This is a genomic window from Amycolatopsis circi (assembly GCF_003385235.1).
GTDB classification, from domain to species: domain Bacteria; phylum Actinomycetota; class Actinomycetes; order Mycobacteriales; family Pseudonocardiaceae; genus Amycolatopsis; species Amycolatopsis circi.
In genome coordinates, this window is record NZ_PQIA01000013.1 from 91442 (window position 1) to 116574 (window position 25133).

The window sequence follows — 25133 nt, forward strand, 5'->3', positions numbered from 1 at the left end:
CCAAAGATATCTACTATTGCTACTGATATCTCAGTGTGCGAAGCTGTTTTCATGCCGCCAAGCAGTTCGAGCACCTGGGTTTTCCCCGTTTCCCGAGAGGTACCGGCGCTGGGCGCGATGAGCGCCCGGGACCGGGCCCGCCGCACCGGCGTCCCGATGCTCCCGCTCGTGGGCGCCCCGGTCCTGCCGATGCCCGAGCACGTGCGCGAGGCGGTCCGGCAAGCGATGGGCAAACCCGACCCGCGCGACAGCCGGGGCCTTCCCGAACTCCGGTCGGCCATCGCCGCGGAACTCGGCCCCGGCATCGACCCCGAGCGCCGATTGCTGGTGACGCACGGCGCGCAGCACGGGCTTTCCCTGGTGCTGCGCACCGTCCTCGAGCCCGGCGACGAGGTGATCGTGCCGACCCCGGCGTACTTCTTCGACGGCGCCATCCGCGAATCCGGCGCGGTGCCCGCATACGTCCCGTCCCGAGCGGACTGGGCCTTCGATCTCGACGGCATCGCCGCCGCGGTCACCTCCCGCAGCCGTGCCGTCCTGTTGTGCAATCCGGTCAATCCCACCGGCTACCTCCCCAATGCCGCAACCATCGCCGCGGTGGTCGGCCTCGCCGCCCGCCACGGACTTCTCGTGATCTCTGACGACTCGTGGCAGCACTTCGCCTTCGACCGGCGCGAACACCATCCGATCGAGGGACTGGCCGGGGAATGGCCGCACCTGATCACCGTCACCAGCCTCAGCAAGTACTACGCGCTCGCGACCTGGCGGCTCGGCTATGTGCTGGCCCCGCCGGAGATCGTCGACGCGATGGAACGCCGCCTGCAATGGGAAGCCGTGTGCTGCGGCGCGGTTGCGCAGTACGCGGCGGTCGCCGCGCTCACCGGGCCGCGCGATTGGCTCGACCGCGAGCGTGCGACATATCAGCGAAAACGCGACCTCGTGTGCGACGGCATCGCGGCCAGCGGCCTTCCCGCCCCGGTGCGCCCCGGCGGCGGCGCGTTCCTGCTCGCCGACTGCGGCCTCCTCGGCGACACTCCCGAAGACATCGACCGCGCCTTGCTGCGCAACGGCATCCCGGCGATCCGGGGCGCCGATCTGCACGCGCCGGACACCCACGTGCGGCTCACTTTCGGCGCGGCGGAACCCGTGCTGGAAAAGCTGGTCAGCTCGTTGAAACAAACCCTGCTGGAGGCCTAGCGGCACCGGTTTCGCGGCATCGGCGAAGTCCGCTACTCTCGGTACGGCATCTATCACCGTGTCAACACGCGGGAGGTACGCGTCGTGACCGACGCCGTCAACGCACCGCCGGGGGTCAACCCGAATCAGTCGAGCGCCGCCCGCGTTTACGACTATCTGCTGGGCGGGAAAGACAATTACGAGATCGACCGGCAGGTCGCCAGGGAAGCCGCCCGGGTGATGCCGGACATCGCGGAGACCGCGCGGGTCAACCGGCACCTGATGACCCGGATCTGCCGGTTCCTCGCCTACCACGCGGGCATCCGCCAGTACATCGACTGCGGTTCCGGCATGCCGACCGCGGAGAACGTGCACCAGATCGTGCAGCGGGCCGACCCGCAGGCGAAAGTCGTCTACGTCGACTACGACCCGGTGGTGGCCAGCCACGGACGGGCGCTGCTCGACGAAAACGAATTCACCGAGTACATCCAGGCGGATTTCTTCGACCCGCCGAGCATTCTCGACCACCCGACGGTCAACGAGCACCTCGACTGGGACCAGCCGATCGCGGTGCTGTTCCTGCTCGCCCTGCACCACCAGACCGGCGACCGCGACGTTCCGGCGAAGGTGACGAAGGAATTCATCGACCGGCTCCCGTCCGGTTCGTACGTGGCGATCTCGCACCTGCTCGACCCGCACGACGGCTCCGAGGACGACGATGCGGTGCAGGGCATCATCGAGTCCATCCACAACGGCTCGATGAAGGACGTCTCGTCCCGCACCCGCGCCGAGATCGAGGCACTGTTCCACGGCCTGGAGCTGATCCCGAGCGGGCCGAACAAAGCCGCGGAAATCGTGCCGGTCGTCGAATGGTGGCCGGACGGTCCGCTGCTGGGCGAGCCGACGGTCGCGCAGCGGATCGTGGCGATCGGCGTCGCGCGGAAACCCTGACCGCACACCAGATTCACCACTGCGGGCCAGTGCTCCGGCCGGGCTGGAAGCTCGGCTGGGACACCGGCCCGCTGCCGTGGGTCACGACGCGACCGACACCGGCTCCTCGACCTGCGCCGCCGCCGGGGAACGCCGCAACGCGACCATTCCGACCACCGCGAACACCACCACAATCGCCGCGCCGATTCCGGCCACCGTATGCAGTCCTGAACTGAACGCGTCCCGCGCCGTAGCCAGCAACTGTTCCCCCGTCGCACCGGGAAGCGTCGCCGAAGCCTCCATCGCACCGGCCATGCTGTCGGTCGCCTGCGCAGCTGCCGCAGCGGGGACCTGCGCCGGAATTGCGATCTGGTCGCGGTACACCGCCGTCGCGACGCTGCCGAACACCGCGATCCCCATGGCGATCCCGAATTCCGCACTGGTCTCGGACATCGCCGAAGCCGCTCCGGCGCGCTGCGGCGGGACCGAGCCGACCACCATTTCGGTGCAGAGCACACCCTGCGGCCCCATCCCGAAGCTGGCGATCGCCATGCCCAGCACCACAAACGGCACTCCGCCGGGTCCGCTGGCAAGGGTGAACAACAGGATTCCGGCCGCCGCGACCAGCATTCCGAAGCCCAGCACGAATTCCGGACGGAACCGGCGCGCCAGCCGCGGCGCGACCATCGATCCGACGACGACCGCGAGCGCCTGCGGAACCAGCAGCAGTCCGGCGTCGACCGTGCTCAGCCCGGCGACCATCTGCAGATACTGGCTGACCAGCAGGAAAACCCCGCCCATCGTGACCGCGCCGACCAGCATGATCGCCACCGCCGCGCTGAACGCGCGCACCCGGAACAGCTGGAGGTCCAGCAGCGGGTGCTCGAGCCGCCGCTGCCGCCGGACGAACACCGTGCCGACCGCGAGACCCGCGGCCAGCACGACGATTTCGGTCAGGGACAAGCCGTTCTTGGCGATTTCCTTGAGCGCGTAGATGACCGGCAGGATCGCGCCGAGCGACAGTCCGACGCTGGCGAGGTCGAGACGTCCGGCCGCGGGGTCGCGGTATTCCGGCAGCAGTTTCGGCGCGGTCGCGAGCAGCAGGAGCATCACCGGCACGCCCATCAGGAACACCGAACCCCAGCGGAAATGCTCGAGCAGGAACCCGCCGGCGACCGGGCCGACCACCATGCCGCCCATGAAACAGCTCATCCACACCGCGATCGCGGTGCCGCGCTCCTTCGGGTTCCGGAACATGTTGCTGATCAACGCGAGCGTCGACGGCATGAGCGTCGCCCCGGCGATCCCGAGCACGGCCCGCGCGGCGATCAGCATCTCCGGACTGGTCGAGAACGCCGCCGCGACCGACGCGAGCCCGAACGCGCCGCTGCCGATCATCAGCAGCTTCCGCCTGCCGATCCGGTCGCCGCGGGTGCCCATCGTGACGAGGAACCCGGCGATCATGAAGCCGTAGATGTCGATGATCCACAGCAATTGCGTGCTGGACGGCCGCAGATCCGCGGCGAGGTGCGGAACCGCGAGGTGCAGCACGCTCATGTCCAGCGACAACAGCACGGTCGGCAGCGCCAGCACCGCCAGGCCCAGCCATTCGCGTCGTCCGGCACTCATTTCGGTCTCCCCTGAAGTCGTCTCGTCGGTGGTCTCAGTGAGTGGTCTCGCTGATTGGTCTCACTGACGCGACGATCGGGGCGCGAGCGGATCGACATCCCGGGGAGAAGTTTTTCGAATCAGGCCACCGCGTAGTCCCCGAGCGCGGGTTCCAGCAGGTCGAACGCCCGCGCCGCCTCGCTCGCGACCGTCTCCGCGATCTCGTCGTCCGGCCGTCCGGCCAGGGTCAGCTCCTCGATCCGCTCGAACAGACTGTGGTGCACCGCCCCGAGCACCGCGGCCGCCGTCCGGACGGTGATGTCCGTCCGGACGCTGCCCGTCGCCTCCGCCAGTGCCGCCGCCAACGCCCGTTCCCGCTGTTCGTGCAGGCCCCGCAGGCACGCCGACAACGTCGGGCTCTCCGCGACCATCCGGCTGAACTCCAGCCCCGCGAATCCGACCACCGGGTCCTTCGCGGCGACTCCGGCCTCGAACGCCCGCCGCAGCGCCGCGAGCGCGGACTCCCCGGGTTCCCGCGACGACACGGCATCCGCCAGCGTCGCGACGAACTCGTCCTGCCGGTCCAGGACCAGGTCTTCCTTGCGGGCGAAGTAGTTGGTCACCGTCTTCTTCGCCACCCGCGCGGCCTCCGCGACCTGGGCGATCGTCGTTTCCTCGAAGCCCTGCTCCAGGAACAGCCGCGTCGCGTGGTCGGAGATCAGCTGGCGCGTCTCCTGCTTCTTGGCTTCCCGCAGCCCTAGCTCCATCGAAAACTTACCTCCGACGTAATTTTACCTTGACACCTGTTGGCAGTCTCGGCATACTTTTACTACCGACGTAAACATAGCCCGAAGGAGAACTTCTTGTCGATTGCCGCTCTTCCGTCGCTCGAGGACCAGGCGGACCGCCTGATCGCACTGGGGGTGCCCGAGATCGCGCAGCTTTCCGCCGACGACCTGCGCACGTTCGCCGCGGCCCACAGCGACGTGGACGGGGCACTGCTGGCGATCCACCCGGATCGCGCGCCCGCGTCGGCGCTCTCGCCGCTGCTCCGCCGCGAGGGCAAAGCGGGGTTCGTCGTCACCGACATGACGGACGTCGACCAGTTCGCGCCGCACGACATCGATCTGCCCGACGCGCCGCTGTACCTCGTCACCGGGGTCGACCGGGGCGACGAGATGGCCAACTGGAGCCCCGAGGAGGCCTTGCCCGCGATCACCAAGGCCGGACGCAGTCCGCTGCTGCTCACCGAGGGGATCCACTGGGTGCTGCAGCAGCCGTCGGCGCTCGAGCGCAACCAGTGCTTCATGACCATCGGCTCCCGGCTGCGCAAGGAGAACGGCAAGTTCGACGCGCGCACGCCGGCGCTGTGGATCAGCAACGGCACCGGCCGCGACGGCAGCGAGCGGCGCGGCGCCCCGAAGGTCGGCTGGTGCTGGTGGGGCAACCGGCACACCTGGCTGGGTTTCGGGTCCGCCGCCGCCCGCCGCTGAACCGTCACGCCGCTGAAACGCACACTGAGGTGAGTTCCATTTTCCCTGATCCGACCGTCCTGCACCCGATGCCCGAACAGCCGCGAGTGGTGCTGCTCAAGCCGCTGGTCACCTCGCCGCTGATCGACGTCGGCGAGTTCTCCTACTACGACGACCCGGACGATCCGACCGCCTTCGAGACCCGCAACGTGCTGTACCACTACGGGCCGGAGAAGCTCGTGATCGGCAAGTACTGCGCGCTCGGCGAGGGCGTGCGGTTCATCATGAACGGCGCGAACCACCGGATGGACGGGCCGTCGACGTTCCCGTTCCCGATCATGGGCGGTGGCTGGGCCGAACACTTCGACGTCATCACCGGGCTGCCCGGCCGCGGCGACACGGTGCTGGGCAACGACGTCTGGCTCGGGTACCGGGCGATGGTCATGCCGGGGGTCCGCATCGGACACGGCGCGGTCGTCGCGTCCGGAGCCGTCGTGGTGGACGACGTGCCGGACTACGGCATCGTCGGCGGCAACCCGGCCAAGCTGATCCGGCGGCGGTACCGCGACGAGGACGTCGAACGGCTGCTGGCGATCGCCTGGTGGGACTGGCCGCTCGAGCACCTCACCAAGCACGTGCGCACGGTCATGTCCGGCAGCGTCGACGAACTGGCGAGGGCCGCCGCCGAACTCGCGTAACTCGGTAACGTGGCAGGCGTGCCCAGTGAGATACCAGAGGAAGTCCGCCGAAGCACCGCACTGTTCCTGTCCACAGTGGACCGAATCGCGCCAGGACTGGTGACCGGTTTCTACCTGGTCGGCTCGGTCTGCTTCGGCGACTTCCACGCTCGCGGCGCCGGACGCGGGCGGCTGGGCACGGCCAGCGACATCGATTTCGTCGCGGTCACTGATCGGCGCGCGGAACCCGGCGATGTTGAGGCACTGGCGCAGGCGCACGCCGCCACGGTCGCCCAGTTCCCGAAGCCGCATTTCGACGGATCCGTGCTGACCTGGGCCGATCTCGCCGCCGGACCGGAGGACTGCCCGGACGTTCCGTGCGCGCAGGAAAGCCGGTTCACCGCGGCGGGGCGGGACGGCATCAATCCGGTGCTGTTTTGCGAACTCGCCAGCCGCGGGATCACGCTACGCGGACCGGCATCGTCCGATGTGGACGTTTGGGCGGACCAAGATGCCTTGCGTGCGTTCACTGTCGACAACCTGAGCCGCTATTGGCGGCCGTGGTGGGAGAAGAACCGGCACACCAGCGCGTTGTCGCTCGCGATCGGCATGAGCCCGTGGTTCCCGGTGTGGGCGGTGCTCGGGGTGAGCCGCCTGCACTATGTGCTGGCCACCGGGGAAATGACGTCCAAATGCGGCGCGGGGCGTTACGCGGCAAGGGAATTCAACTCACGTTGGCAGCGGATCATCGCGGAGAGCTTGAGCCTGCGCACCGGTGGCGCGGAAGGCCGTCGCAGCTACCGCAATCCTTTGGCCCGACGACGCGACACCCTCGCGTTCCTGGACGCCACGATCGACGACGCGCTCGCCCTGGCCTAGCGCGCGGATCGGGCCAGGAATGGCCGGAATTACTTGCTTGCGGCCGTGCTCGGGCACACCTAGCCTCGACCTCAAGCTAGCACAAACGGGAATATGTACTAGCACAATATGGGGAGTGGCTGATGACGAACGAGCTGGACCGCGGCGGGGTCGCGACGGACGCGGAATCGGCGGCGAGGCTGCTGCACGGTGTGGTGGATCAGCTGGTCGAGGGATGGCGCACGCGGCCGGAGCGTCCGGCGAGCCCAGTGACCGCGGATGCGGCGGAGATCCGCGACTGGCTCGAGAAGTATCCGCTGGAGAAACCGGAAGACCTCGAACAGGCCGTCCCGGAGGTGCTCGCCGCGCTTGACCGCTGGACCGTGCACACCGACCACCCGGGGTATTTCGGGCTGTTCAACCCGTCCGCGACCTGGGCGGGCGTGGCCGGAGACCTCATCACCGCGGCGGTCAATCCACAGCTCGCCGCGTGGAGCCACGCGCCGTTCGCGGTCGAGGCCGAACAGCGGTGCATCGACCTCTTCGCCGGACGGCTCGGCCTCCCGGACACCGCGGGCGGCCACTTCACCAGCGGCGGCGCGGAGGCCAACGCGACCGCGGTGCTGACCGCGCTCACCCACGCGTTTCCGGAATACAGCACCGGCGGCCTGCGCGCCCTCGATGCCGCGCCGGTGTTCTACGCCGGCGCGGATTCCCATTTGGCCTGGCTGAAAATCGCCCACGCCGCCGGGCTCGGCCGCGATGCTTGCCGACTGGTGCCGTCCGACGCGAGCGGTCGCCTGAACGTCGATGCGCTCGAAGCGTTGCTCGCCTCAGACCGGCGGGACGGCAAAGCGCCATTCCTCGTCGTCGCCACCGCCGGGACTACCGGTGCCGGAATGATCGATCCGTTGCCGCGAATCGCCGACGTCGCGCAGGCCGCCGGGCTGCGATTCCACGTGGACGCGGCGTGGGGCGGAGCCGCCTGTCTGTCGGATCGGCTGCGCGGGGTCCTGGCCGGGATCGAACGCGCGGACACGATCACGGTGGACGCGCACAAATGGCTGTCGGTGCCGATGGGCGCGGGGATGTTCTTCACGCGCGACCGGGCTGAGCTGAGTTCGTCGTTCACCGTGTCGACCTCGTACATGCCGGGGCGGGTCGACGACACCGCCGACCCGTATACGACCAGCACCCAGTGGTCGCGCAGGTTCATCGGGCTCAAGCTGTGGCTGAGTCTGCTGGCGTACGGGGTTTCCGGCTACAGCGACCAGATCGAACACGACGCGGCGCTCGGACAGGATCTGCGGGACCAGCTGACCGGTGCGGGATGGATCGCCGTCAACGACACGCCGCTGCCGATCGTGTGCGCGACTCGCGCCGACGCGCCGGTCGATCCGGAGGAATCCTGGCAGTGGCACAGCGATCTCGCGGAGCGGGTCAACGCCACTGGCTCCGCGTGGGTGAGCCCAGTTCGCGTCGCGGGACGGCCGGCGCTGCGGGTGTGCATCATCAGCTGGCGCACGCGGACCGAGGACATCGTGCGGCTGCGCGAGATTCTGGACCGAGTGTAAGCGCGGTATGTTGCCTGGATGCGGGTGAGATACCAGGTCGTCGCCTTTGACGCGGCAGATCTCGCTGCGGAGAGCGCGTTCTGGGCTGGCGTACTCGGCGGCCAGGTGGAGGCGGAAAGCGACTGGCACATGGTCACCGTGGACGGCGCGCCGCGCATCGGCGTGCAACTAGCACCGGACCACGTACCGCCAGAGTGGCCGGACGGCCCGACCCGGCAACACGTTCACCTCGATCTGTGGGTCGAGGACTTCGCCGAGGCTCACGAGCACGTCAGGTCGCTCGGGGCTACCTTGCTGAAGGAGGCCGAAGGGAACGCATCCGGCGACGACTTCCAGGTGTACGCCGATCCGGCCGGGCATCCCTTCTGCCTGTGCTGGCTGCCCGCTGCGCAACCGACTGGTCAGACCGGGTAACCACGGCCGTCATCCCGCAGGATCGCGTGCGTCGCCGCGGCCTCCTTCGCAACTTAGCCCCGCCCCGGCCAGGAATCCTTCTCCCGGTGCTGGCTGGCCGCTGACCAACCGGACTGGTCAGGCCCGGGTAACCGCGCCCGTCCTCCCGCGGACTCGCGGACAGCGTCACTGCGAACTCCTCCGGACCCCCCCGCAAGCTGACCCAATGCCTGGGACTTAAGGCGGCGCTGTGGGTGCGGTTCGAAGTGTGCCTGTCCTGGTCGTGGGGGTGGGCGAGGCCGGCACGGGGTTTGCTGTCCGTGAGGGGAAGCGGCTAAGTGGGCGTAGGTCGGGCATTTCGGCGGAAGTGACGTCCTTTGTGGACGGTAGGTAGGCGTGAAGCCGCGCCGCTTAAGTCCCTGGCATTGGCAAGCTGACCCCGCCGGACGCCCCTTCCGCCGGTGCTGGCTGGCCGCCGAACAACCGGACTGGTCAGGCAGGTAACCGCGCCCGTCGTCCCGCAGACTCCCGGACAGAGCCGCCGCGAACTCCCTCCAGAACGCCACCGGCCGGACGTATAAGCCACCCCGCCCGGGCAGCCCTTCTGCCCGTGCTGGCTGGTCGCCGACCGGGCCGGTCAAGCCGGGTAACCACGCCCGTCACCCTGCAGAATCGCGTGCAGCGTCGCCGCGAACTCCTCCGCTTCGGCAGGCGACAGGCTCGCGAAGGTCACCCGAAGGCCCGGCGCGACGTTCGTCCGAAACGCCTCCCCGGTGCGCACCGCCCAGCCTCGTGCGAGGAGTGCCTGCGCCACCGCGCCCTCGGCCGGAGTCTGGATCCAGCCGTTGAACCCGGACCGGCCGGACAGCGTGATTCCGCGCCGCCCCAACGCATCCGCAAGAGCTTGCCGCCGGTCGCGGTAGGTCTCGCGGGCCGTGGTGAGCAGCTTGGGAGTCGCGGGATCGAGGAGGAGGGTCACAGCCAGTTCCTGCAGGAGATGGCTCGCCCAGCCCGCGCCGACCTGCTGCCGCCGGTGCACCCGGTCCACGGTGAGCCGGTCGCCGGTGATGACGCTGAGCCGGAGGTCCGGGCCTAGGTACTTGGTCACCGAGCGGATCACCGCCCAGTGCCGGAAATCTCCTTGCCCAGCAACGGTTACCGATTCCGAGCCAGCGACGGCGGCAGCGTGGTCGTCCTCGATCACCAGGACGTTTTCGTGACGCTGGAACACTTTCCGCAGCTCCGAAGCCCGTTCCGGACTGAGTGCGGCACCGGTGGGATTCTGTGCGCGCGGCGTGAGAACGCACGCCGCCGGGCGCTGTTCGAGCGCACGTTGCAGGAGGTCGGCACACAGGCCGTCGTCGTCGACCGGCACTGCGATCGGGCGCAAGCCCAGTGCGGATACGAGATCCAGGACGCCGCCGAAGGCTGGATCCTCGACGAGCACGGTGTCACCGGGCCACAGGTGTGCCTGCAGCACGCGCTCGATGGCGTCCATCGCGCCACCGGCGACCGCGAGGTGTTCGGCGGCGAGACCGTCGCGTTCGAAGTCGAGGCGGAACCAGTCCAGCAGGGCGGGCAGGTTGCCGGATTCGCCGTAGAGCCATTGCCGTCCGGACAGGTTGGCGAGTGCGGGCTGCAGCGGCGGGAGCAGCGCGGGGTCGGGGTTGCCGTCGGCAAGGTCGCGTACGCCTGGCCCGACCGGGGCGCCGAGTGCGCGGTTCTTCGGCGCGGTCCGTTCAAGCACACGGGTCCCGGCACGGCCGGAGGCTGCGACGAGACCGCGGTTGCGCAGCGTCCGATAGGCAGCGTTGACGGTCGCCGGGCTCACCGAGAGCCGCGCGGCAAGCTCGCGCACGGTGGGCAGCCGCGCGCCGGCCGCCAGCCTTCCGGCGGAGATGGCACCCTCAACCGACAGCGCGATCTCAGCGGCCGTCCGGCCGGACAACGCCGCAGCCTCGATCGGGTCAGTCATCTGTCTGTACTAGCACAATCAGGGAAATCCTGTGGTCAACCGCCGCGGGGTTGACCTTCAAGCTGCTTGAAGCCTGATGATGGGCAGGTGCCCGACCTGCTCACCATTGGTGCGTTCGCCCGCCGCTGCGGCCTGACCGCCAGCGCGCTGCGCTTCTACGCCGATTCCGGCCTCGTGCGACCGGTCCGGGTCGACGAGGAATCCGGCTACCGCTACTACTCCCCCGGCCAGATCTCGGCGGCACTGCTCGTCCGGCGGTTGCGGGAGATCGGCCTGCCACTGGAGCGAGTCGGTGCGGTCCTCGCCGCCGATCCGGCCGAAGCGTCGCGGATCATCGACGACCACGTCGCCGGGTTGGTATCTCAGGTGCAGCAGGCGCGCGAAACCGCGGCGGCGGTGAAAGCGACGCTGGGTTCGACGGCCTCGGCGCCGTCAGTCCAGGTCACCGGGCCGGTGTTCGCCGCTGCCGTCGAGCAGGTGCTGACCGCGACGACTCAGGACCCGCAGGTGCTCAACGGCGTGCACCTGGAAGTCTCTCCCGAGGCGATTGTGCTCACCGCCACCGACCGATACCGGCTCTCGACCCGCACGTTGGTCCCCGCCGAACCGAGTGCGTCCAGTTGGAGCGCGACCATCGATGCCGACGACCTGCGGCTCGCGATGCCGTGGACGCGCCGTCAGCACGAACTGCACCTGAGCGTCCACGGCGGGGAGTTCCGCTTCCAGGGCGACAGCACGGTCCGGGCCTGCCGCACTGTTGCCGACGAGTTCCCCGACTACCGGCTGATGCTCACTTCGCTGCCAGAAGTCCTTACCCGGGCAGTGATATCTCGCAACGCGCTGGTGGGATGTCTGGAACGCCAAAACACCGCGCAGGTCCAGCTAGACCTCTCCGCCGCGGCCGTCAGGGTGGGGGCCGAATCCATCCCCGCCGACGTCGCGGGACCGCCGATCTCGCTCTCCTTCGCCGTGAGCACGCTGCACCCGGCGATCAGCACAGCCGTCGGCCCGGACGTGATGCTGGACGTCGCGGGCCCGCACCTGCCGGTCGTCGTGCGCTCCGCCGACGACGGCGACCTGACCACCCTTGCCATGCCAGTGAAAGGAAACGGCAGATGACGGACACCATGGCCGAGATCACCGCCGCGGTGACGCAGGGCCGAACGGGCTCGACGGATGCCGCTCGGGCGCGTCTGCAGGAACTGTGGGACGAGATCGGACCGGGCGGTGATCCGTTCTACCGCTGCGTTCTGTCGCACTACCAGGCAGATCTGTTCGCTGACCCGGCAGAGGCACTGGTCTGGGATATCAGAGCCTTGGACGCCGCGGCGACGGTGACCGACGAGCAGGTGCAAGCCCACGACGCCGGGGCCCAAATCGCAGGCTTCTACCCGTCGCTGCACCTGAACCTGGCCGACAACTTCCGTCGCCTCGGGTCATTCTCCGCGGCGGCAGAGCAGATCAAGGCAGCGCGAAATCGACAGGACGCGCTAGCCGACGACGCGTACGGTGCGATGATCCGACAGGCGATCGACGGTGTCGCGGAAGCCATCGAACGCCGGTCTACCGAACGACGCACGACGGCACCAGGAGTCGAATAGTTGGAGCAATGGCTGTCGGACTGGTGCCTCGCGCACCTCGGCACCGCACCGGTGGAGGTCCTGTTCGAGGTGCGACAGGTCTCGACAGTGCACGGCCTCCGTCTCGAGGACGGCCGGAAGGTCGTGGTCAAAGCCAGACCGGATGACGACCGCGCCGAGTCGTGCGTCGCTGCGCAATCTCAACTCGCTGAGCGGGGCTTTCCTTGCGCACGACCGCTAACGCCCGCCGTCGCTGTCGGTTCCCTGGCCGTACACGCCGAGGAGTACCGCCCTGGCGGCGAAGTGATTTCCGGGGATTCGCCGGAGGTCGCCACGCGCTATGCCGAGGTGTTCGCTTTGCTGCTGGCGACTCTCGAGGCAATTTCCGTCAAGCCGCCGCTGCCGAACCCCCGCTGGCTGCGCTGGGATCACCAGGACCCCGGTCTGTGGCCAGCAATCGACTTCCTGGACGAGCGAGATCAGCGCTTAGTCCCCGAGGAGGTAACCAAAACCGCCGACCGAGCGCGACGCCGACTGCTCGCGGCCGATCTGCCGAACGTACTTGGCCACGGCGATTTCGAAGCGCAGAACCTCCGCTGGGATATCAACGGAGGCTGGACGGTACATGACTGGGACAGCCTGGCATGGCAACCGGAAGCAGCGCTGGCAGGAGCGGCAAGCGGGATGTTCCCGAGTACCATTCCGCCGACGCTCGCGCCGATCGAAAGCTCCGCAGCGTTCCTAGAGTCCTATCAGGACTTCCGTGGCCGTCGATTCAGCCAGGCCGAACAGGAAGTCGCGTGGGCGGCGAGCGTGTGGCCAGCCGCGCACAACGCCCGATGGGAAGCACTGCATGGTGACCCGCAGATCTGTGGCGAAGCGCTGCGGGAGCAGGAGGCGGAACGTCTTCGCCTGGCGAACGCCTGAGACTCGGGTGGGATCCGGGCGGTTGCCGCACTGGGGGACGCCGCAACCGCCCGGAGGCGTTACCTGATGTCGCGGACCAGCGCGCCCACGATCGCGTCTATCCGGTCCGACTGGGCCTTCGAGTAGTCCGCGGTGTCGATGAACACCGTCACCGAGCGTTTCCCGTCCTCGGTCACCGCGTTGCGGAAGTCGTGGCCGCTGGCCATGCCGCCGCTGTGGCCCCACGTCGGGAAGTTCGGCGTCAGTTCATAGCGTTGCAGACCCAGGCCGTATCCCTCGCCGCCGTCGTCCAGGACGGTCTTCTTCATTTCCGTCAGCAAGGCGGCGGGCAGGAGTTTTCCGCCGAGCAGCGAGGTCCAGAATTTCGTCGTGTCCGCGCCGGTGGAAATCAATTCGCCGGATGCGTCTGCTTCGGAGACGTTCCATTCCGTGGTGTCGACGCCGTCGGTGTACGACCGCAGGTCCGGTTCGTCGATCGTGGTTTCGTCGCCGGGCCAGTAGGTTTCGTGCAGACAGAGCGGTTTGATGATCCGTTCGGTCAGTTCGGTGCCGATGCTGCGGCCGGTCACCTTCGTGACCACCATGCCCGCCAGGTTGTAATTTGTGTTGGAATAAGCGAAGCCGGACGGGGCGCGGTCAGGCGGGGCAAGGGAAAGAGCCTGTTCGACTGTCCGGATCGGGTCGAAGTGTTCCCAGCGGTGCGCTTGATCGTCTTCCCAGAACGGCGCGTCCAGGTAGTCCGGCAGGCCGCTCGTTTGCTGCAGCAGCTGCCGGATGGTGATCTTGCGGCCGTCGTAGCGGGCGGTACGGATCAGGCCGGGCAGGTAGTGGTCGACGGTTTCGTCCAGGCTGACTTTGCCCTCGGCGACCAATTGCAGGACGACGACCGCGGTCCACGTTTTGGTGTCGCTGCCGATTCTGGAGTGTTCGTCGCCGGTGATCGTGCGGCCGGTCTCGACGTCAGCCATTCCGACGCCGCCTCTCCACAGACCGCAGTCCGGGCTCTGCACGGTCAGCACGATTCCGGGTAGACCGACCTTTTTTAGTCCGTCGAGCGCGGTTTGGACGGGTTTGGCGGAACACGAGGCCGCTGAGGCCGTGGTCGCCGGCGCGACCACCAATGCTGCGGTCACTGCCACTGCCGCGGCGGCGCCAGTCCAAGCTCGCATGTCGTCTCCTTCTGCTGGAATCTTCAGACTGCGAAGAGTGTTTGCGAAGCGACGGTGTGCTGGCGCAGTGCCACCGGATCGACAGCGACGCCGCCGCCCGGTCCGTCCGGAATGGACAGACAACCGTCTTCGAGTTCGAACGGCGCGGTGAGATCGGTGGCGTAGTAACGGCTCGACGCTGAGATATCATTGGGTAGCACGAAACCGGGCAGCGCGGCGAGGGCGAGGTTCTGCGCGCGGCCGATCCCGGTTTCGAGCATTCCTCCGCACCACACCGGGATTCCGTGCGCTGCACACACGTCGTGGATCCGTCGCGCTTCAAGGTATCCGCCGACGCGGCTGGGCTTGACGTTGATGATCCGGCACGCTCCCAGCCGGATCGCGAACGCGGCGTCGCGGGCGGAGCAGATCGATTCGTCCAGGCAGATCGGGGTGCGCAGCAGTTTCGCGAGTTCGACGTGCCCGCCGAGGTCGTCCGCGGCGAGCGGTTGTTCGAGCTGGACCAGGCCGAACTCGTCCAGCCGGCGCAGATGCTCGGCGTCGGAGAGGGAGTAGGCGGTGTTCGCGTCGGCCTGCAACACCAGGCCGGGGCCGAACTCGGTGCGGACCGCGCGCACGGGTTCGAGGTCCCAGCCGGGTTCGATCTTCAGTTTGATCCGGACGTATCCCTCGGCCAGATACCCGGCGACGGTGTCGATCAACTCCGGCACGGTGTCGGTTATTCCGACGGAAACTCCAGCCGCGATCCGATCGCGCACGCCGCCGAGATAAGTCGACAACGGCATCGCGTAGGCGCGGCATTCGGCATCGAGGATCGCGGTTTCGAGCAGGGCTTTCGCCAGCGGGTTGCCCTTGACCGGAGCCATCGCGCCCGCGACCCGGGCGGCCGTCAAGCGCGGCAGGGCGGTGACGCGCGGGACGAGATGGTCGCGCAGGATCCGTTCGGCCCCAACGGCGAACTCCGCGCTGTACACCGGTTCCGGATCGCCGCCGAATTCTGCCCAGCCTTCGCTGACGTCGGTCACCACATGCAGCAGAAGGGTGTTGCGTTCGGTGTCCACCGAACACGAAGTCCGAAATGGACGGACGAGCGGGAGGCTGACCTCGATCAGGTCGATCCGTTCGATTTTCACGCCCGCGCCCCTTCAGTCAAGTGGTACCAGCCGGACCGGCTGAACCCGGTCGCCGTACAGCCCTCGGCGAACAACGGCACGAAGGCGTCCCGGATCGCGTAGCGCCACTCCGCGCCCAGCCGCGCGTTCAAGCGCCGGAGGCCCACGATGTCAGCCGGTACCCGGCACCAATAGCCGGAACTGTCGCGAACCAGAAACGGCTCGCCGTCGGGGGCGCGACGCGGGTCGACCTCCGCGGTCGCCAGGTCGGGGCCGGAAAGCTGGGCCGGAGCCGGTTTCCGCAGCGGCCATACCGCGGTGAACCGGTCGGTTTCGTCCGCTCCGTTGACGCCGTCCTCGATCTGGCCGTAGAAGTCCACTGTGTACTCGGTCCCGTGTGCGCCGAGTTTTGCCAGGTTGAAATGCGCGTTGCGGCTCACCAGCGGATCGAAGGTCCAGACCATGGTTTCCGCGCCTTGGTCGAGCGCCCACACCCGCTGGGCCTGCTTGAGCGCGAAGCCCACTCCGCGGTCGCTCGCGCGTGCGGCGGCGATCAGCGAATAGACCGCGCGGGTCACGGGCGGGCAGAAAATCAACGCCGAGGCAGCAAGGATGCCGTTGTCATCAGCCGTGTAATGCACCGCGCCGCCCGCGTGGACGACGGCGCGCAATGCGTCGGTGCCGAACGGGGCCTGGGTTTCCGGCGTTTGCCAGACCTGGGCGAGGAACCGCGACACCGCTTCGAGCGTCCGGACGTCGTCGGCCAGCCGGATCCGGACTCCTGCCCGGTTCGCGGCGCGCAGTGCGGTCGAGACGGCCGCGTCCGGGGCCGGAGGGAGTACGGTCGCGGGTGCGCCTGGTGGAACGTGCATGCTGACAGCCTCGCGGCCGGATCGTCCGGATGCGTGCAGTGCCGGTCCAGAGATTCCGCGGATGTTTTGTGCGTCTGGCTAAAGAGGTGAAGATGCTCGATCCGGAGACGCCCGATCTGGGGCAGGTCCTCGACGCTCTCGGCGCTTCGCTGCTGCAGCCGGTCACCCCGATGCCGGACCGGCCCGTGCCGGTGTCCGGCGTGCTCATCCACGAGCGGCGCAGCGTCGCACCGCCGGGGCAGGACACGATCCTGCTCGCGGTCGGGGCCGATCCGGCCCAAGCGAAAGATCTCATCTACTCGGCGGTGGGATATGCGGCGCTGGTGGTGAAAAGCTTCGGCGAGCCTCTCACCGAGTTGTCCGACGTCGCGCGCGACGCCGGGGTGGTGCTGCTCGCCGCCGACGAAGCCGTGCCCTGGCACCACCTGGAAGCGATGATCTCCTCAGCGCTCGCACCAGCCGTGCGCACGCCCGGTGCGCCGGCCGCTGGTGATCTGTTCGCGCTGGCCAACGCCATCGCCGGGATGGTCGGCGGCGCGACCACCATCGAAGATCCCAACCGGCGGATCCTGGCGTATTCGACACTGCCTGGCCAGCCCATCGACGACGGCCGCCAGCAGGGCATCCTCGGATTGCAGGTGCCGGAGGTGCCGGTTTTCTACGACGACCAGTACCGCGAACTGGCGCGAGCGCGACGGACCTGCCGGTTCCCCTCGCTGCCGGGCGGACTGCCGCGGCTCGGCGTCGCGGTGCGGGCGGGCAGCGAGATGCTCGGGTCGATCTGGGTGGTCGACGCGGAGGACAGCCTCGACGAGGCGGCCGAACAAGCGCTGTTCAACGCCGCCGAGATCGCCGCGCTGCACCTGCTGGCCGCGCGGACGGCGGTCGACGTGGTCCGTCGTCGGCGCGCTGACCTGCTGCAACGCCTGTTGGCCGACCCGAGCAGCGTCACCGCCGTCGCCCCGCAACTCGGCTTGGACCCGGACGCGCCAGCCGCGGTCGCCGCGTTCACTGTCACCGATCCCGAAGACGTGCTGGCCGCTCATGCGGCGACGCGGCTGGCCGATCTGGTGAGCCTGCACTGCGAGGCGCACTACGGCAGGCACGGCTGCGCGCTGATCGACGGGACGGTCTACGCGCTGCTCCCCAAGGGGCCGACGCACCGCGAGCTGGTCGCGGACATCGCCCAGCACGCGCACGGGGCGCTGCGGATGCCGGTGCAAGCCGGGCTCGGGTCGACAGTCCCCGGTCTCCGGTCGATCGCTTCCTCCCGGGCCGACGCGGATCTGGTTCTGCGGACGCTGGCGGAACGACGCACTTCGCCGGAACCGTGCCAGGTAGCGGCGATCGAGGAAGTCTGGGCCGGGGCGACGTTGTCGGTGCTGGCGCAGTTGCTGGCCGGGGACGACGCCTTGCCGCGGCGGTTGGGTCCGGCCGTGCGAGCGCACGACGTCGAGCACGGGACCACTTACGCGCCGACGATCCTGGCGTATCTCGACACGAACGGCGACATCGCGGCCGCGTCGGCGCGGTTGTCGGTGCATCCGAACACGATCCGGTACCGCCTTTCCCGGGCGGAGGAGATCTTCGGGTTCGATCTGGCGGATCCGGACGAGCGGCTCGTGCTGTGGCTGCGGTTGCGGCTGGGAGATCAGCTCGGCTGGTAGGGCTGCGTCGTGAGTGTTTATCCCGGTTCTAACCGTGATAGGCACTCACGACGCCCGCCGCACCGCTCGCCCGGCCAGCACCCCTGTCGGTTTGCCGTCCTGCAGCGCGGGCTGGCCGTTCACCAGCACGTGCCGCATCCCGTCCGCGTACCGGTGCGGGTCCAAGTAAGTCGCGTTGTCCTGCACTGCTGCCGGGTCGAACACCGCCACGTCCGCGAACGCGCCCGGCCGCAGCACGCCGCGGTCGACCAGGCGCAGGTTCGAGGCGGGCAGGCTCGTCATTCGCCGCACCGCTTCTTCTAGCGGCAGTACGCCTTCCCGCACCCACGGTCCGAGCACTCGTGCGAAGGCACCGTACGTCCGGGGATGGGTGGACGTATCCGTGAACGGTGCCTCCGCCGCGATCGCCTCGGAGTCTGTGCACACCGAAACCCACGGCTGTTTCAGCGCGCGCCGCGTGTCCGCCTCCGAGGCGGTGAACTCGGCGACCATCAGCTTCGGTTCGGCCGCGACGAGGTCCAGCAGGGTGTCGAGCGGGTCCGGGCCGCGGCTGGCCTCGGCGAGGGTCTGGCCCGGCCGCACTGAAGCAGAACCGACGCCCAGCAGCAGGATTCCTTCCGCGCCACCAGATCCGAGGTAGAGGTTCTCCCAGTCCTGCCTGGGGTCGAGGATGGCTGCCTTGATCTCCTCGCGGATCGACGGGCTGCCGAACCGCGCGGCCAGCTCGCCGCCTTCGTGGAAGCGCGGCGGGATGAAGGCGGAGAGGAACGTGGAACCGGCGTCGTACGGGTAGATGTCCGCGGTGATGCCGAGCCCCTCGGCGCGCGCCTGATGTATCCGTTCCAGCACGGTGGACATCAACGGCCAGTTCTGTTGTCCAGAAGCCTTCAGGTGATATATCTCTGCGCGCGCAGAGGTTTCCCGGGCGATCCGGATGAGTTCGTCGACCGACTCCACCAGGCGGGCCGACTCGCTGCGGATGTGCGAGATGTACAGCGCGTCGTGCTTGGCCAGCACTCGTGCGTACGCGATCAGTTCCTCGGTGGACGCGTAGCTGCCCGGCGCGTAGATCAACGCCGAACCCACGCCGAGTGCGCCCGCCGTCAGTTCTTCGTCCAGCAAAGCGCAGGCGGCGGTCAGTTCGTCGTCGGTGAGCGGGCGGTCTTCGTTGCCCGCGAAGGGCATTCGCAGGTTCTCCGCGCCGACGAAGCTGCCGATGTTGAGCCCGGTACCGCTCAGATCGGTCAGGAAGTCGTCGAGCCGGGGCCAACTGGTCCGCATGCCGAACAACGGCGGCTCGGCGGCGGCGAGGTCCGTCATCCGGCCGGTGACCGGGCCCATCGAGCGGCCTTCGCCGAAGATCTCAGTGGTGATGCCCTGATATATGTCTGATAGTCCGCGCGGGTCCAGCTGGAGGGTCTCGTAGGCGTGGCTGAGCACGTTGATGAATCCCGGTGCCACCACGCATCCCTCGGCGTCCAGGACCGGAGCGTCGGCGTCCCGGACGTCGCCGATCGCCTCGATCCGGTCCCCGGCGATCGCTACGTCCGCGCGGCGGGCGGCGGTTCCGGTGCCGTCGAGTACTGAACCACCTCGGAGGACGAGATCGGCGGACATCGTTTTCCTTTCCTTGGGCGTGCGGGGCAGGATCAGACGTGCAGACATGCGGTTTCGTGGCCGCCAGTCGTGACCAGCGGCGGGTCGGTGCGTTCGCAGTCGTCGGCGCCGATCGGACAGCGCGACCGGAACCGGCAGCCGGGCGGGATGTCGACCGGGTTCGGTGTCTCGCCGGTGAGCAGCTGCGGTTTCGCCTGATGCTCCCGGTCGCGTCGCGGGACCGCCGACAGCAGCGCCTTCGTATAGGGATGTCGCGGATTGTGTACGACTTCCCGCGCCGGTCCCTGTTCGACGATCCGGCCCAGATACATCACCACGATCCGGTCGGCGAAATGCGCGGCCGTCGACAGATCGTGGGTGATCATCAGGATCGCGGTGTCCTGCTCCTTGCGCAGAGTGTCCAAAAGGGACAGCACACCGGCGCGCACCGAGACGTCCAACATGGACACTGGCTCGTCGGCGAGCAGGACGTCCGGGTCGAGCACGAGCGCGGCGGCGATGGCGACGCGCTGGCGTTGGCCGCCGGACAGTTCATGCGGGTAGCGGTCCAGGAACGCTTGCGCCGGCGAGAGACCGCTGCGTTCCAGTGCGTCCTCGGCAAGCGCGGCCCGTTCCGCTTTGGACCCGCCGATGCCGTGGATCAGCATCGGCTCGGCGAGGATGTCCCGCACCCGGCACAGCGGGTCGAGCGATTCGTACGGGTCCTGGTAGATCATCTGGACCTGTCTCCGGACCGGCCGCAACCGGCGTTCCGACAGTCCGGTGATCTCGTCGCCTTCCAGCCGGACAGTGCCGCCGGTCGGGGGAATCAGGCCGCAGATCGCTGCCGCCGTGGTGGATTTCCCGCACCCGGACTCGCCGACGACGGCGACCATCTCACCGCGTCCCAGCCGGAAGCTGATGCCGTCCACGGCATGCACGACACTGCGCGGCCGCCGTGTCAGCGCGCCTGCGACGCCGCGGCGCATCGGGTAGTGGATCGAGAGGTCGTCGACCTCCAGCAGCGCCTCGGTCATGCCGTCACCACGCTCTCGGTGCGGAAACACGCCGCGCGATGCCCCGGACCGGTCGCGGTGAGCAGCGGCAACTCGGCAGCACAGCGGTCCATCGGGGCATCGCACCGCGGACGAAACGGGCAGCCGACGATCTCGGTGTCCAGCCGCGGTGGAGCGCCGGGAATGGACACGACCGGTTCGTCGCCGTAGAGATCAGGAGTGGCGGAGAACAGCAGCCGCGTATAGGGATGCTGCGACTCCCAGCTCAACTGATCCGCCGGGCCCTCTTCTACCATCTTTCCGGCGTACATTACCGCGGCACGGTGACAGAATTGAGATACCAACGGCAGGTCGTGGGTGACCAGGACGAGCGCCATGCCGAGTTCGTCGGTCAGCCGGGTCAGCAGTTCCAGGATCTGCGCCTGCACCATCACGTCGAGCGCGGTGGTCGGTTCGTCAGCGAGAAGCACCTTCGGCTCACAGGCCAGCGCCATCGCGATCGCCAGCCGCTGCCGCATGCCGCCGGAGAACTCGTGCGGATACCGATTCGCTGCCGCGGCTGGAATACCAACCAGCTCGAGCAGCTCGCGCGCTCGCTCGCGCGCCTTGGCTCGGCGGCCCATGCCGTGGCACAGCATCGGTTCGGCGATCTGCCAGCCGACCGTCTTGACCGGGTTGAGCGCGTTCATCGCGCCCTGGAACACCATCGCGATGTCCCGCCACCGGTGCCCGCGCACGGTTTCCTCGCCGCCTGCCAGGATCTCGGTGCCGCCGATGGAAACGCTGCCCGCCACAGTCGCGGTCGACGGCAGCAACCCCAGCAACGCCAGGATCGTCGTCGACTTCCCGCAGCCGGATTCGCCGACCAGCCCGTACCGTTCGCTCGGGGCCAGCGAGAAGCTCACCCCGTTCACCGGATGCACCTGACCGCCGTCCGGCAGGTCGAACCACACGTGCAAATCCTTGCACTCCAAGATGTTCATCGGGCGTCCGCTCCCCTTCCGGCCAGTACCCGCACTCGCCACCGACGGCCGGACAAATGGGAAACCTTGAGCCGCGGGTTCAGTGCGTCCTCGATGGCCCGGCCCAGCAGGAAGCAGCCGATGCTCACCGCGGCGATCACGAATCCGTCCGGCACGATCGCCCACCAAGCCCCAGAACTGATCGCGGTGCGGGCGAAAGCGTGTTCCAGGATCGTGCCCCAAGTCGTGACGCTCGGGTCTTCCAAACCGAGAAATGCCAACGCGGTCTCCAGGTAAATCGCGACCGAAACGGTCAGCACGGTGTTGGCGATCAGCAGCGGCCCCGCCTGCGGCAGGATGTGCCGCACGATCACCCGTGTGTTGCTCGCGCCGAGGCCGCGCGCTCGCTTGACGTAAGCCCGTTCGCGCAGCGACATCACCTCCGCGCGCACGATCCGCGCCGTCGTCGTCCATTCCAGCAGGCCGATCACCAGGATCACGTGGAACAGGCTCGGCCCCCACACCGCGGCGATCACCATGGCCAGCACCAGATCCGGCAGCACGAGCAGCACGTCGGTGATCCGCATCAGCACCGCGTCGACCCAGCCGCCGAAGTAGCCGGACAGGATCCCGACCGTGCCTCCGAGCAGCATCGCGACGAGCGTCGCGGCGAACCCGACGACGAGCGACGTCTGTCCGCCGCGCATGAGCAGCGACAGCATGTCCACGCCGCCGTCGTCGCAGCCGAGCCAATGGTGCGCGGACGGCGGTTCGAACACCGCGCAGGACCGTTCGGTGATGCTGTAGGGCGCGAGGTAGGGCGAAAAAATCGCCATCACCACGAAAAACCCGAGAATGACGAGACCGGCGACCGCGGATTTGTGCTCCCGCAGCACTTTGCGAAAGATTCCGGTGCGGCGTAATTCGGCCGGGGCGACAGTGGTCATGCGCTTACTCTCCGATCAAGGCGGAAGTAGACCAGGTCGGCGAGGAAGTTCAGCAGGATCACCGACACCGTCAGGAGCAGGAATCCGCCTTGCACCATCGGGTAGTCGCGCTGGCTGAGCGCGGTGTAGGTGGCCATGCCGATGCCCGGCCAGCTGAAGATCACCTCGATCAGCACCGCGCCGCCGACGACGTAGCCGAGGTCGAGCGCGATCATGGTGACCATTGGCAGCATCGCGTTCCGCGCTGCGTGCTGCCAGACGACCCGCCGGTCCGAGAGGCCCTTCGCCCGCGCGGTGAGCACGTAGTCCTCGCCGAGGGTTTCCAGCATCGAGGACCGCACTACCAGCGTGTAGCCGCCGTATGCGGTGAGGATGAGCGTGATCGTCGGCAGCACCATGTGACTCGCCACGTCGCCGACGTTCTGCCAGAACGGCGGATTGTCGAAGAGGAACAGGTCCGACATCCCGCCGGCCGGAAGTATCCCAGCGAACAGGATCAGCAATACCAACCCGAGCCACTGGGACGGGAACGAGTACACCAGCGTCGCCACTCCGGTGTTGAGGTGGTCCAGCGCGGAGTTGCGCCGCCACGCCGCGATCACCCCGGACAGGATGCCGAGCACGATCGCGCCGAGCGTCCCGACGCCGGCCAGCAGCACGGTGTTCTTGAGGTCCTCGACCAGCAGATGCGTCACTGGCTGCTGGTAGGTGAACGACACCCCGAGGTCACCGTGCAGCAGGTTCTTGAGGTAGATCAGGTATTGGTCCCATTTGGACTTGTCGAGTCCAAAGCGGACCATCAGCGCGTGCTGCAGTTCCGGGGTCGCGTGCGGTACCCGGGACAGGTTGGTCACCGCGTCGCCGGGCAGTACGCGAAAGAGGAAGAAGTTCGCGGTGACAGTGAGAAAGATGGTCACCACAGTGAAAACGCCGCGGCGGAGCAGATAGTCGAGACTGCGCATCGGGTCAGCCCGCCTTTCGCACCGACAGCAGCGGGAGCTTCGACTCCGAGGAGAATGAGGCCCCGCCGACCGGGGTCAGGCCGGTCCAGGACGGAGAGTGCGCCTCGATGGCATCCGGGTAGTCGAGCACCAGCAGCGGACGCTCGCGCGCGGCCAGCTGCTGCATCCGGTTCACGACGTCGTGCCGGTCGGCGGGGTTCATCGCCTCGCCCTGCTCGCCGTAGAGGCCGTCCCATTCCTTGCTGCAGTAGCCGGTGTCGTTGAGGATGCCCTGACTGGCGCAGGTGAGGTAGTTGAGCGTGTCGTCCGGGTCGCTGGTGCCGCCGCTCCAGCCCCACATCGTCATCGCGAAGTCCTGCGATTTGTTCGCCATGGCCGCCTCGTTGGCCGCCGCGTTGTCCAGCAGCCGCGGTTCGAGCCGGATGCCGAGCTGGGCGAAGTCCCCGCGGATGATCTGGAACGAACGCAATCCGGCCCCGCCGTAGGTGTCCTCGGGCAGGATGATCGGGTAGTCCATCGGATGGTCGCTCGCGATCCGGACTCCGTCCGGGCCGCGCCGGTACCCGGCTTGGTCGAGCAGCCGGTTGGCCAGGCCGAGGTCGAACGACGGCGGCTTGATCGAGCTGTCCGTCCAGTCCGCGGTGCCGGGCGCGATCACCGCACCGCCTGGTTTGCCGTGGCCGAGCAATGAGGTCTTCACGATCTCGGCCCGGTTGATCGCGTGATCGAGCGCTTCGCGCAGCAGCGGGTTCGTCAATTCCCGATGTGCCGCTTGCTGTTGCGGGTTCGCGTTGACGGTGATGCTGTCGAATCGCATCCCTGGCGAGGAAAGCACCTTGAACCCGGAAGCTTCGAGATTGCCGACCGAGGTGGCTGGCACGCTTTGCACGGCATCGAGCTGGTGGCTCTTCAACGCGGTGATCATCGCGTCGTCGGTGCTGAAGAACTGGATGCCGAACCCGGCGATGTGCGGTTTCGGGCCGTAGTAAGCGGGATTCCGCTTGAACAGTGCGATCTGTTTAGGCTGGTGTTTGACCAGGACGAACGGGCCGCCGGACACGATGGGCGCGGTGTTCGGGAACGTGGTCAGCGCGTCGCCGTTGCCTTCGGTGTACTTCTGCCAGAGGTGCCGCGGCAGGATCGGGACGCTCATCAGTCTGCTTAGGACATTCGACACCGGGTTGGCGTAGTGCAGCACCACGGTGTTCGCGTCGGGTGCGGTCGCGCTGTCGAGGTTGACCACGTAGTTGGCGAGACCCGCCGTCGGACCGTCCTGGAATTTCGCGATCGTGCTGAGGGTCCACGCGACATCAGCGGCGGTGAGCGGTTCGCCGTCGGACCACTTGGCTCCGGCATGGGTGTGGAAGGTCCAGGTTTGGCCGTCCTCGGAGGTGGTCCAGTCCGTGGCGAATTCGGGGACGTACTTGTCGTTCGGATCGAGCTGGACCAGGGTCGGGTAAATCTGCTCGAACACCGAAAAAGTCATGCTGACCACGGAAACGAACGGGTTCAGCGAATCGATCGGCTGGTTGGCGCCGAAGCGGAAGACGCCGCCGTCGGCGGTCTCGCTCTCGGCCTGGCCGCACGCGGTGACGCCGCCGGCGGCCAGCACCGCGGCCAGCAGCGCCGCTGCCGCGCGGCGGAAACGGTTTCTCATCAA

At 68.1% G+C, this 25133-nt stretch carries 23 protein-coding genes; 11 read left to right on the plus strand and 12 right to left on the minus strand.

The window, feature by feature from the left end:
* Nucleotides 1–51 precede the first annotated feature (51 nt).
* Nucleotides 52–1197 (plus strand): pyridoxal phosphate-dependent aminotransferase, encoded by a 1146-nt coding sequence (locus D0D37_RS07095; protein ID WP_116199714.1) that lies wholly within the window; start codon nucleotides 52–54, stop codon nucleotides 1195–1197.
* 84 nt (nucleotides 1198–1281) lie between these two features.
* On the plus strand, nucleotides 1282–2127 hold the full coding sequence (locus tag D0D37_RS07100) for an SAM-dependent methyltransferase (protein WP_116199715.1): 846 nt from the start codon (nucleotides 1282–1284) through the stop codon (nucleotides 2125–2127).
* A gap of 81 nt (nucleotides 2128–2208) precedes the next feature.
* Here the strand turns inward: D0D37_RS07100 and D0D37_RS07105 are convergent, their stop codons facing one another.
* Complete coding sequence (locus D0D37_RS07105; RefSeq protein ID WP_116199716.1) at nucleotides 2209–3735, minus strand: MFS transporter; 1527 nt, start codon at nucleotides 3733–3735, stop codon at nucleotides 2209–2211.
* A gap of 119 nt (nucleotides 3736–3854) precedes the next feature.
* Nucleotides 3855–4481: a TetR/AcrR family transcriptional regulator gene (locus tag D0D37_RS07110; protein WP_116199717.1), complete on the minus strand. Its 627-nt coding sequence runs from the start codon at nucleotides 4479–4481 to the stop codon at nucleotides 3855–3857.
* Nucleotides 4482–4577: 96 nt separating this feature from the next.
* Between D0D37_RS07110 and D0D37_RS07115 the strand changes: the two genes are divergently transcribed.
* The 5 genes from D0D37_RS07115 to D0D37_RS07135 all read left to right on the plus strand — a co-directional run bounded on the left by D0D37_RS07115 (nucleotide 4578) and on the right by D0D37_RS07135 (nucleotide 8709).
* Nucleotides 4578–5207 (plus strand): DUF5701 family protein, encoded by a 630-nt coding sequence (locus D0D37_RS07115; protein WP_116199718.1) that lies wholly within the window; start codon nucleotides 4578–4580, stop codon nucleotides 5205–5207.
* 68 nt (nucleotides 5208–5275) lie between these two features.
* Nucleotides 5276–5884, plus strand: a complete 609-nt coding sequence (locus D0D37_RS07120; RefSeq protein WP_116199780.1) for a CatB-related O-acetyltransferase — start codon at nucleotides 5276–5278, stop codon at nucleotides 5882–5884.
* Between the two features lie 18 nt (nucleotides 5885–5902).
* On the plus strand, nucleotides 5903–6742 hold the full coding sequence (locus tag D0D37_RS07125; protein WP_162834108.1) for an aminoglycoside adenylyltransferase domain-containing protein: 840 nt from the start codon (nucleotides 5903–5905) through the stop codon (nucleotides 6740–6742).
* Nucleotides 6743–6864: 122 nt separating this feature from the next.
* On the plus strand, nucleotides 6865–8295 hold the full coding sequence (locus D0D37_RS07130) for a pyridoxal phosphate-dependent decarboxylase family protein (protein ID WP_116199720.1): 1431 nt from the start codon (nucleotides 6865–6867) through the stop codon (nucleotides 8293–8295).
* An 18-nt stretch (nucleotides 8296–8313) separates the two neighbouring features.
* Nucleotides 8314–8709 carry a VOC family protein gene (locus D0D37_RS07135; RefSeq protein ID WP_116199721.1) on the plus strand — a complete coding sequence of 132 codons (396 nt, stop codon included), beginning with the start codon at nucleotides 8314–8316 and terminating at the stop codon, nucleotides 8707–8709.
* Between the two features lie 616 nt (nucleotides 8710–9325).
* On the opposite strand, the gene D0D37_RS07140 is transcribed toward D0D37_RS07135, so the two are convergent.
* Nucleotides 9326–10663 carry an aminotransferase class I/II-fold pyridoxal phosphate-dependent enzyme gene (locus D0D37_RS07140; RefSeq protein ID WP_116199722.1) on the minus strand — a complete coding sequence of 446 codons (1338 nt, stop codon included), beginning with the start codon at nucleotides 10661–10663 and terminating at the stop codon, nucleotides 9326–9328.
* 87 nt (nucleotides 10664–10750) lie between these two features.
* On the opposite strand from D0D37_RS07140, the gene D0D37_RS07145 reads away from it, so the two are divergent.
* The 3 genes from D0D37_RS07145 to D0D37_RS07155 are packed head-to-tail and all read left to right on the plus strand — an operon-like array spanning nucleotide 10751 to nucleotide 13170.
* Nucleotides 10751–11782: a DNA polymerase III subunit beta family protein gene (locus D0D37_RS07145; RefSeq protein ID WP_208719832.1), complete on the plus strand. Its 1032-nt coding sequence runs from the start codon at nucleotides 10751–10753 to the stop codon at nucleotides 11780–11782.
* Nucleotides 11779–12264 carry a hypothetical protein gene (locus D0D37_RS07150; RefSeq protein ID WP_116199724.1) on the plus strand — a complete coding sequence of 162 codons (486 nt, stop codon included), beginning with the start codon at nucleotides 11779–11781 and terminating at the stop codon, nucleotides 12262–12264. Before D0D37_RS07145 ends, D0D37_RS07150 begins: the two co-directional genes overlap by 4 nt.
* Nucleotides 12265–13170 carry a phosphotransferase gene (locus D0D37_RS07155; RefSeq protein WP_116199725.1) on the plus strand — a complete coding sequence of 302 codons (906 nt, stop codon included), beginning with the start codon at nucleotides 12265–12267 and terminating at the stop codon, nucleotides 13168–13170.
* Between the two features lie 59 nt (nucleotides 13171–13229).
* On the opposite strand, the gene D0D37_RS07160 is transcribed toward D0D37_RS07155, so the two are convergent.
* Genes D0D37_RS07160 through D0D37_RS07170 form a run of 3 tightly spaced genes read right to left on the minus strand, consistent with a single transcriptional unit; the run spans nucleotide 13230 to nucleotide 16323 of the window.
* Nucleotides 13230–14339 (minus strand): serine hydrolase domain-containing protein, encoded by a 1110-nt coding sequence (locus tag D0D37_RS07160; protein ID WP_116199726.1) that lies wholly within the window; start codon nucleotides 14337–14339, stop codon nucleotides 13230–13232.
* A gap of 23 nt (nucleotides 14340–14362) precedes the next feature.
* Nucleotides 14363–15472: an o-succinylbenzoate synthase gene (gene menC, locus D0D37_RS07165; protein ID WP_116199727.1), complete on the minus strand. Its 1110-nt coding sequence runs from the start codon at nucleotides 15470–15472 to the stop codon at nucleotides 14363–14365.
* Nucleotides 15469–16323 (minus strand): hypothetical protein, encoded by an 855-nt coding sequence (locus D0D37_RS07170; RefSeq protein ID WP_116199728.1) that lies wholly within the window; start codon nucleotides 16321–16323, stop codon nucleotides 15469–15471. Before D0D37_RS07170 ends, menC begins: the two co-directional genes overlap by 4 nt.
* A gap of 92 nt (nucleotides 16324–16415) precedes the next feature.
* Here D0D37_RS07170 and D0D37_RS07175 point away from each other — a divergent pair, with 92 nt between their 5' ends.
* Entirely contained in the window at nucleotides 16416–17990 is a 1575-nt protein-coding gene (locus tag D0D37_RS07175) for a PucR family transcriptional regulator (RefSeq protein ID WP_116199781.1), read from the plus strand.
* Between the two features lie 45 nt (nucleotides 17991–18035).
* On the opposite strand, the gene D0D37_RS07180 is transcribed toward D0D37_RS07175, so the two are convergent.
* From D0D37_RS07180 to D0D37_RS07205, 6 genes are read right to left on the minus strand one after another with little or no spacing between them, the layout of a single operon-like run.
* Nucleotides 18036–19655 carry an N-acyl-D-amino-acid deacylase family protein gene (locus D0D37_RS07180; RefSeq protein ID WP_208719833.1) on the minus strand — a complete coding sequence of 540 codons (1620 nt, stop codon included), beginning with the start codon at nucleotides 19653–19655 and terminating at the stop codon, nucleotides 18036–18038.
* Nucleotides 19640–20623 carry an ABC transporter ATP-binding protein gene (locus D0D37_RS07185; RefSeq protein ID WP_116199730.1) on the minus strand — a complete coding sequence of 328 codons (984 nt, stop codon included), beginning with the start codon at nucleotides 20621–20623 and terminating at the stop codon, nucleotides 19640–19642. Before D0D37_RS07185 ends, D0D37_RS07180 begins: the two co-directional genes overlap by 16 nt.
* Nucleotides 20620–21585 carry an ABC transporter ATP-binding protein gene (locus D0D37_RS07190; protein WP_116199731.1) on the minus strand — a complete coding sequence of 322 codons (966 nt, stop codon included), beginning with the start codon at nucleotides 21583–21585 and terminating at the stop codon, nucleotides 20620–20622. The genes D0D37_RS07185 and D0D37_RS07190 overlap by 4 nt, the downstream gene beginning before the upstream one ends.
* Entirely contained in the window at nucleotides 21582–22511 is a 930-nt protein-coding gene (locus D0D37_RS07195) for an ABC transporter permease (RefSeq protein ID WP_116199732.1), read from the minus strand. Before D0D37_RS07195 ends, D0D37_RS07190 begins: the two co-directional genes overlap by 4 nt.
* Nucleotides 22508–23473: an ABC transporter permease gene (locus D0D37_RS07200; protein WP_116199733.1), complete on the minus strand. Its 966-nt coding sequence runs from the start codon at nucleotides 23471–23473 to the stop codon at nucleotides 22508–22510. Before D0D37_RS07200 ends, D0D37_RS07195 begins: the two co-directional genes overlap by 4 nt.
* 4 nt (nucleotides 23474–23477) lie before the next feature.
* Nucleotides 23478–25130, minus strand: coding sequence for an ABC transporter substrate-binding protein (locus D0D37_RS07205; RefSeq protein WP_116199734.1), 1653 nt, complete (start codon nucleotides 25128–25130; stop codon nucleotides 23478–23480).
* Nucleotides 25131–25133: the final 3 nt, after the last annotated feature.

Excerpts from the sequence above, each read along its gene's own strand:
- D0D37_RS07095 (WP_116199714.1), top strand. The coding sequence starts at position 52 with ATGCCGCCAAGCAGTTCGAGCACCTGGGTTTTCCCCGTTTCCCGAGAG.
- D0D37_RS07105 (WP_116199716.1), bottom strand. The coding sequence starts at position 3,735 with ATGAGTGCCGGACGACGCGAATGGCTGGGCCTGGCGGTGCTGGCGCTG.
- D0D37_RS07110 (WP_116199717.1), bottom strand. The coding sequence starts at position 4,481 with ATGGAGCTAGGGCTGCGGGAAGCCAAGAAGCAGGAGACGCGCCAGCTG.
- D0D37_RS07120 (WP_116199780.1), top strand. The coding sequence starts at position 5,276 with ATGCCCGAACAGCCGCGAGTGGTGCTGCTCAAGCCGCTGGTCACCTCG.
- D0D37_RS07130 (WP_116199720.1), top strand. The coding sequence starts at position 6,865 with ATGACGAACGAGCTGGACCGCGGCGGGGTCGCGACGGACGCGGAATCG.
- D0D37_RS07135 (WP_116199721.1), top strand. The coding sequence starts at position 8,314 with ATGCGGGTGAGATACCAGGTCGTCGCCTTTGACGCGGCAGATCTCGCT.
- D0D37_RS07140 (WP_116199722.1), bottom strand. The coding sequence starts at position 10,663 with ATGACTGACCCGATCGAGGCTGCGGCGTTGTCCGGCCGGACGGCCGCT.
- D0D37_RS07150 (WP_116199724.1), top strand. The coding sequence starts at position 11,779 with ATGACGGACACCATGGCCGAGATCACCGCCGCGGTGACGCAGGGCCGA.
- D0D37_RS07160 (WP_116199726.1), bottom strand. The coding sequence starts at position 14,339 with ATGCGAGCTTGGACTGGCGCCGCCGCGGCAGTGGCAGTGACCGCAGCA.
- D0D37_RS07170 (WP_116199728.1), bottom strand. The coding sequence starts at position 16,323 with ATGCACGTTCCACCAGGCGCACCCGCGACCGTACTCCCTCCGGCCCCG.
- D0D37_RS07175 (WP_116199781.1), top strand. The coding sequence starts at position 16,416 with ATGCTCGATCCGGAGACGCCCGATCTGGGGCAGGTCCTCGACGCTCTC.
- D0D37_RS07180 (WP_208719833.1), bottom strand. The coding sequence starts at position 19,655 with ATGTCTGCACGTCTGATCCTGCCCCGCACGCCCAAGGAAAGGAAAACG.
- D0D37_RS07185 (WP_116199730.1), bottom strand. The coding sequence starts at position 20,623 with ATGACCGAGGCGCTGCTGGAGGTCGACGACCTCTCGATCCACTACCCG.
- D0D37_RS07190 (WP_116199731.1), bottom strand. The coding sequence starts at position 21,585 with ATGAACATCTTGGAGTGCAAGGATTTGCACGTGTGGTTCGACCTGCCG.
- D0D37_RS07195 (WP_116199732.1), bottom strand. The coding sequence starts at position 22,511 with ATGACCACTGTCGCCCCGGCCGAATTACGCCGCACCGGAATCTTTCGC.
- D0D37_RS07200 (WP_116199733.1), bottom strand. The coding sequence starts at position 23,473 with ATGCGCAGTCTCGACTATCTGCTCCGCCGCGGCGTTTTCACTGTGGTG.
- D0D37_RS07205 (WP_116199734.1), bottom strand. The coding sequence starts at position 25,130 with ATGAGAAACCGTTTCCGCCGCGCGGCAGCGGCGCTGCTGGCCGCGGTG.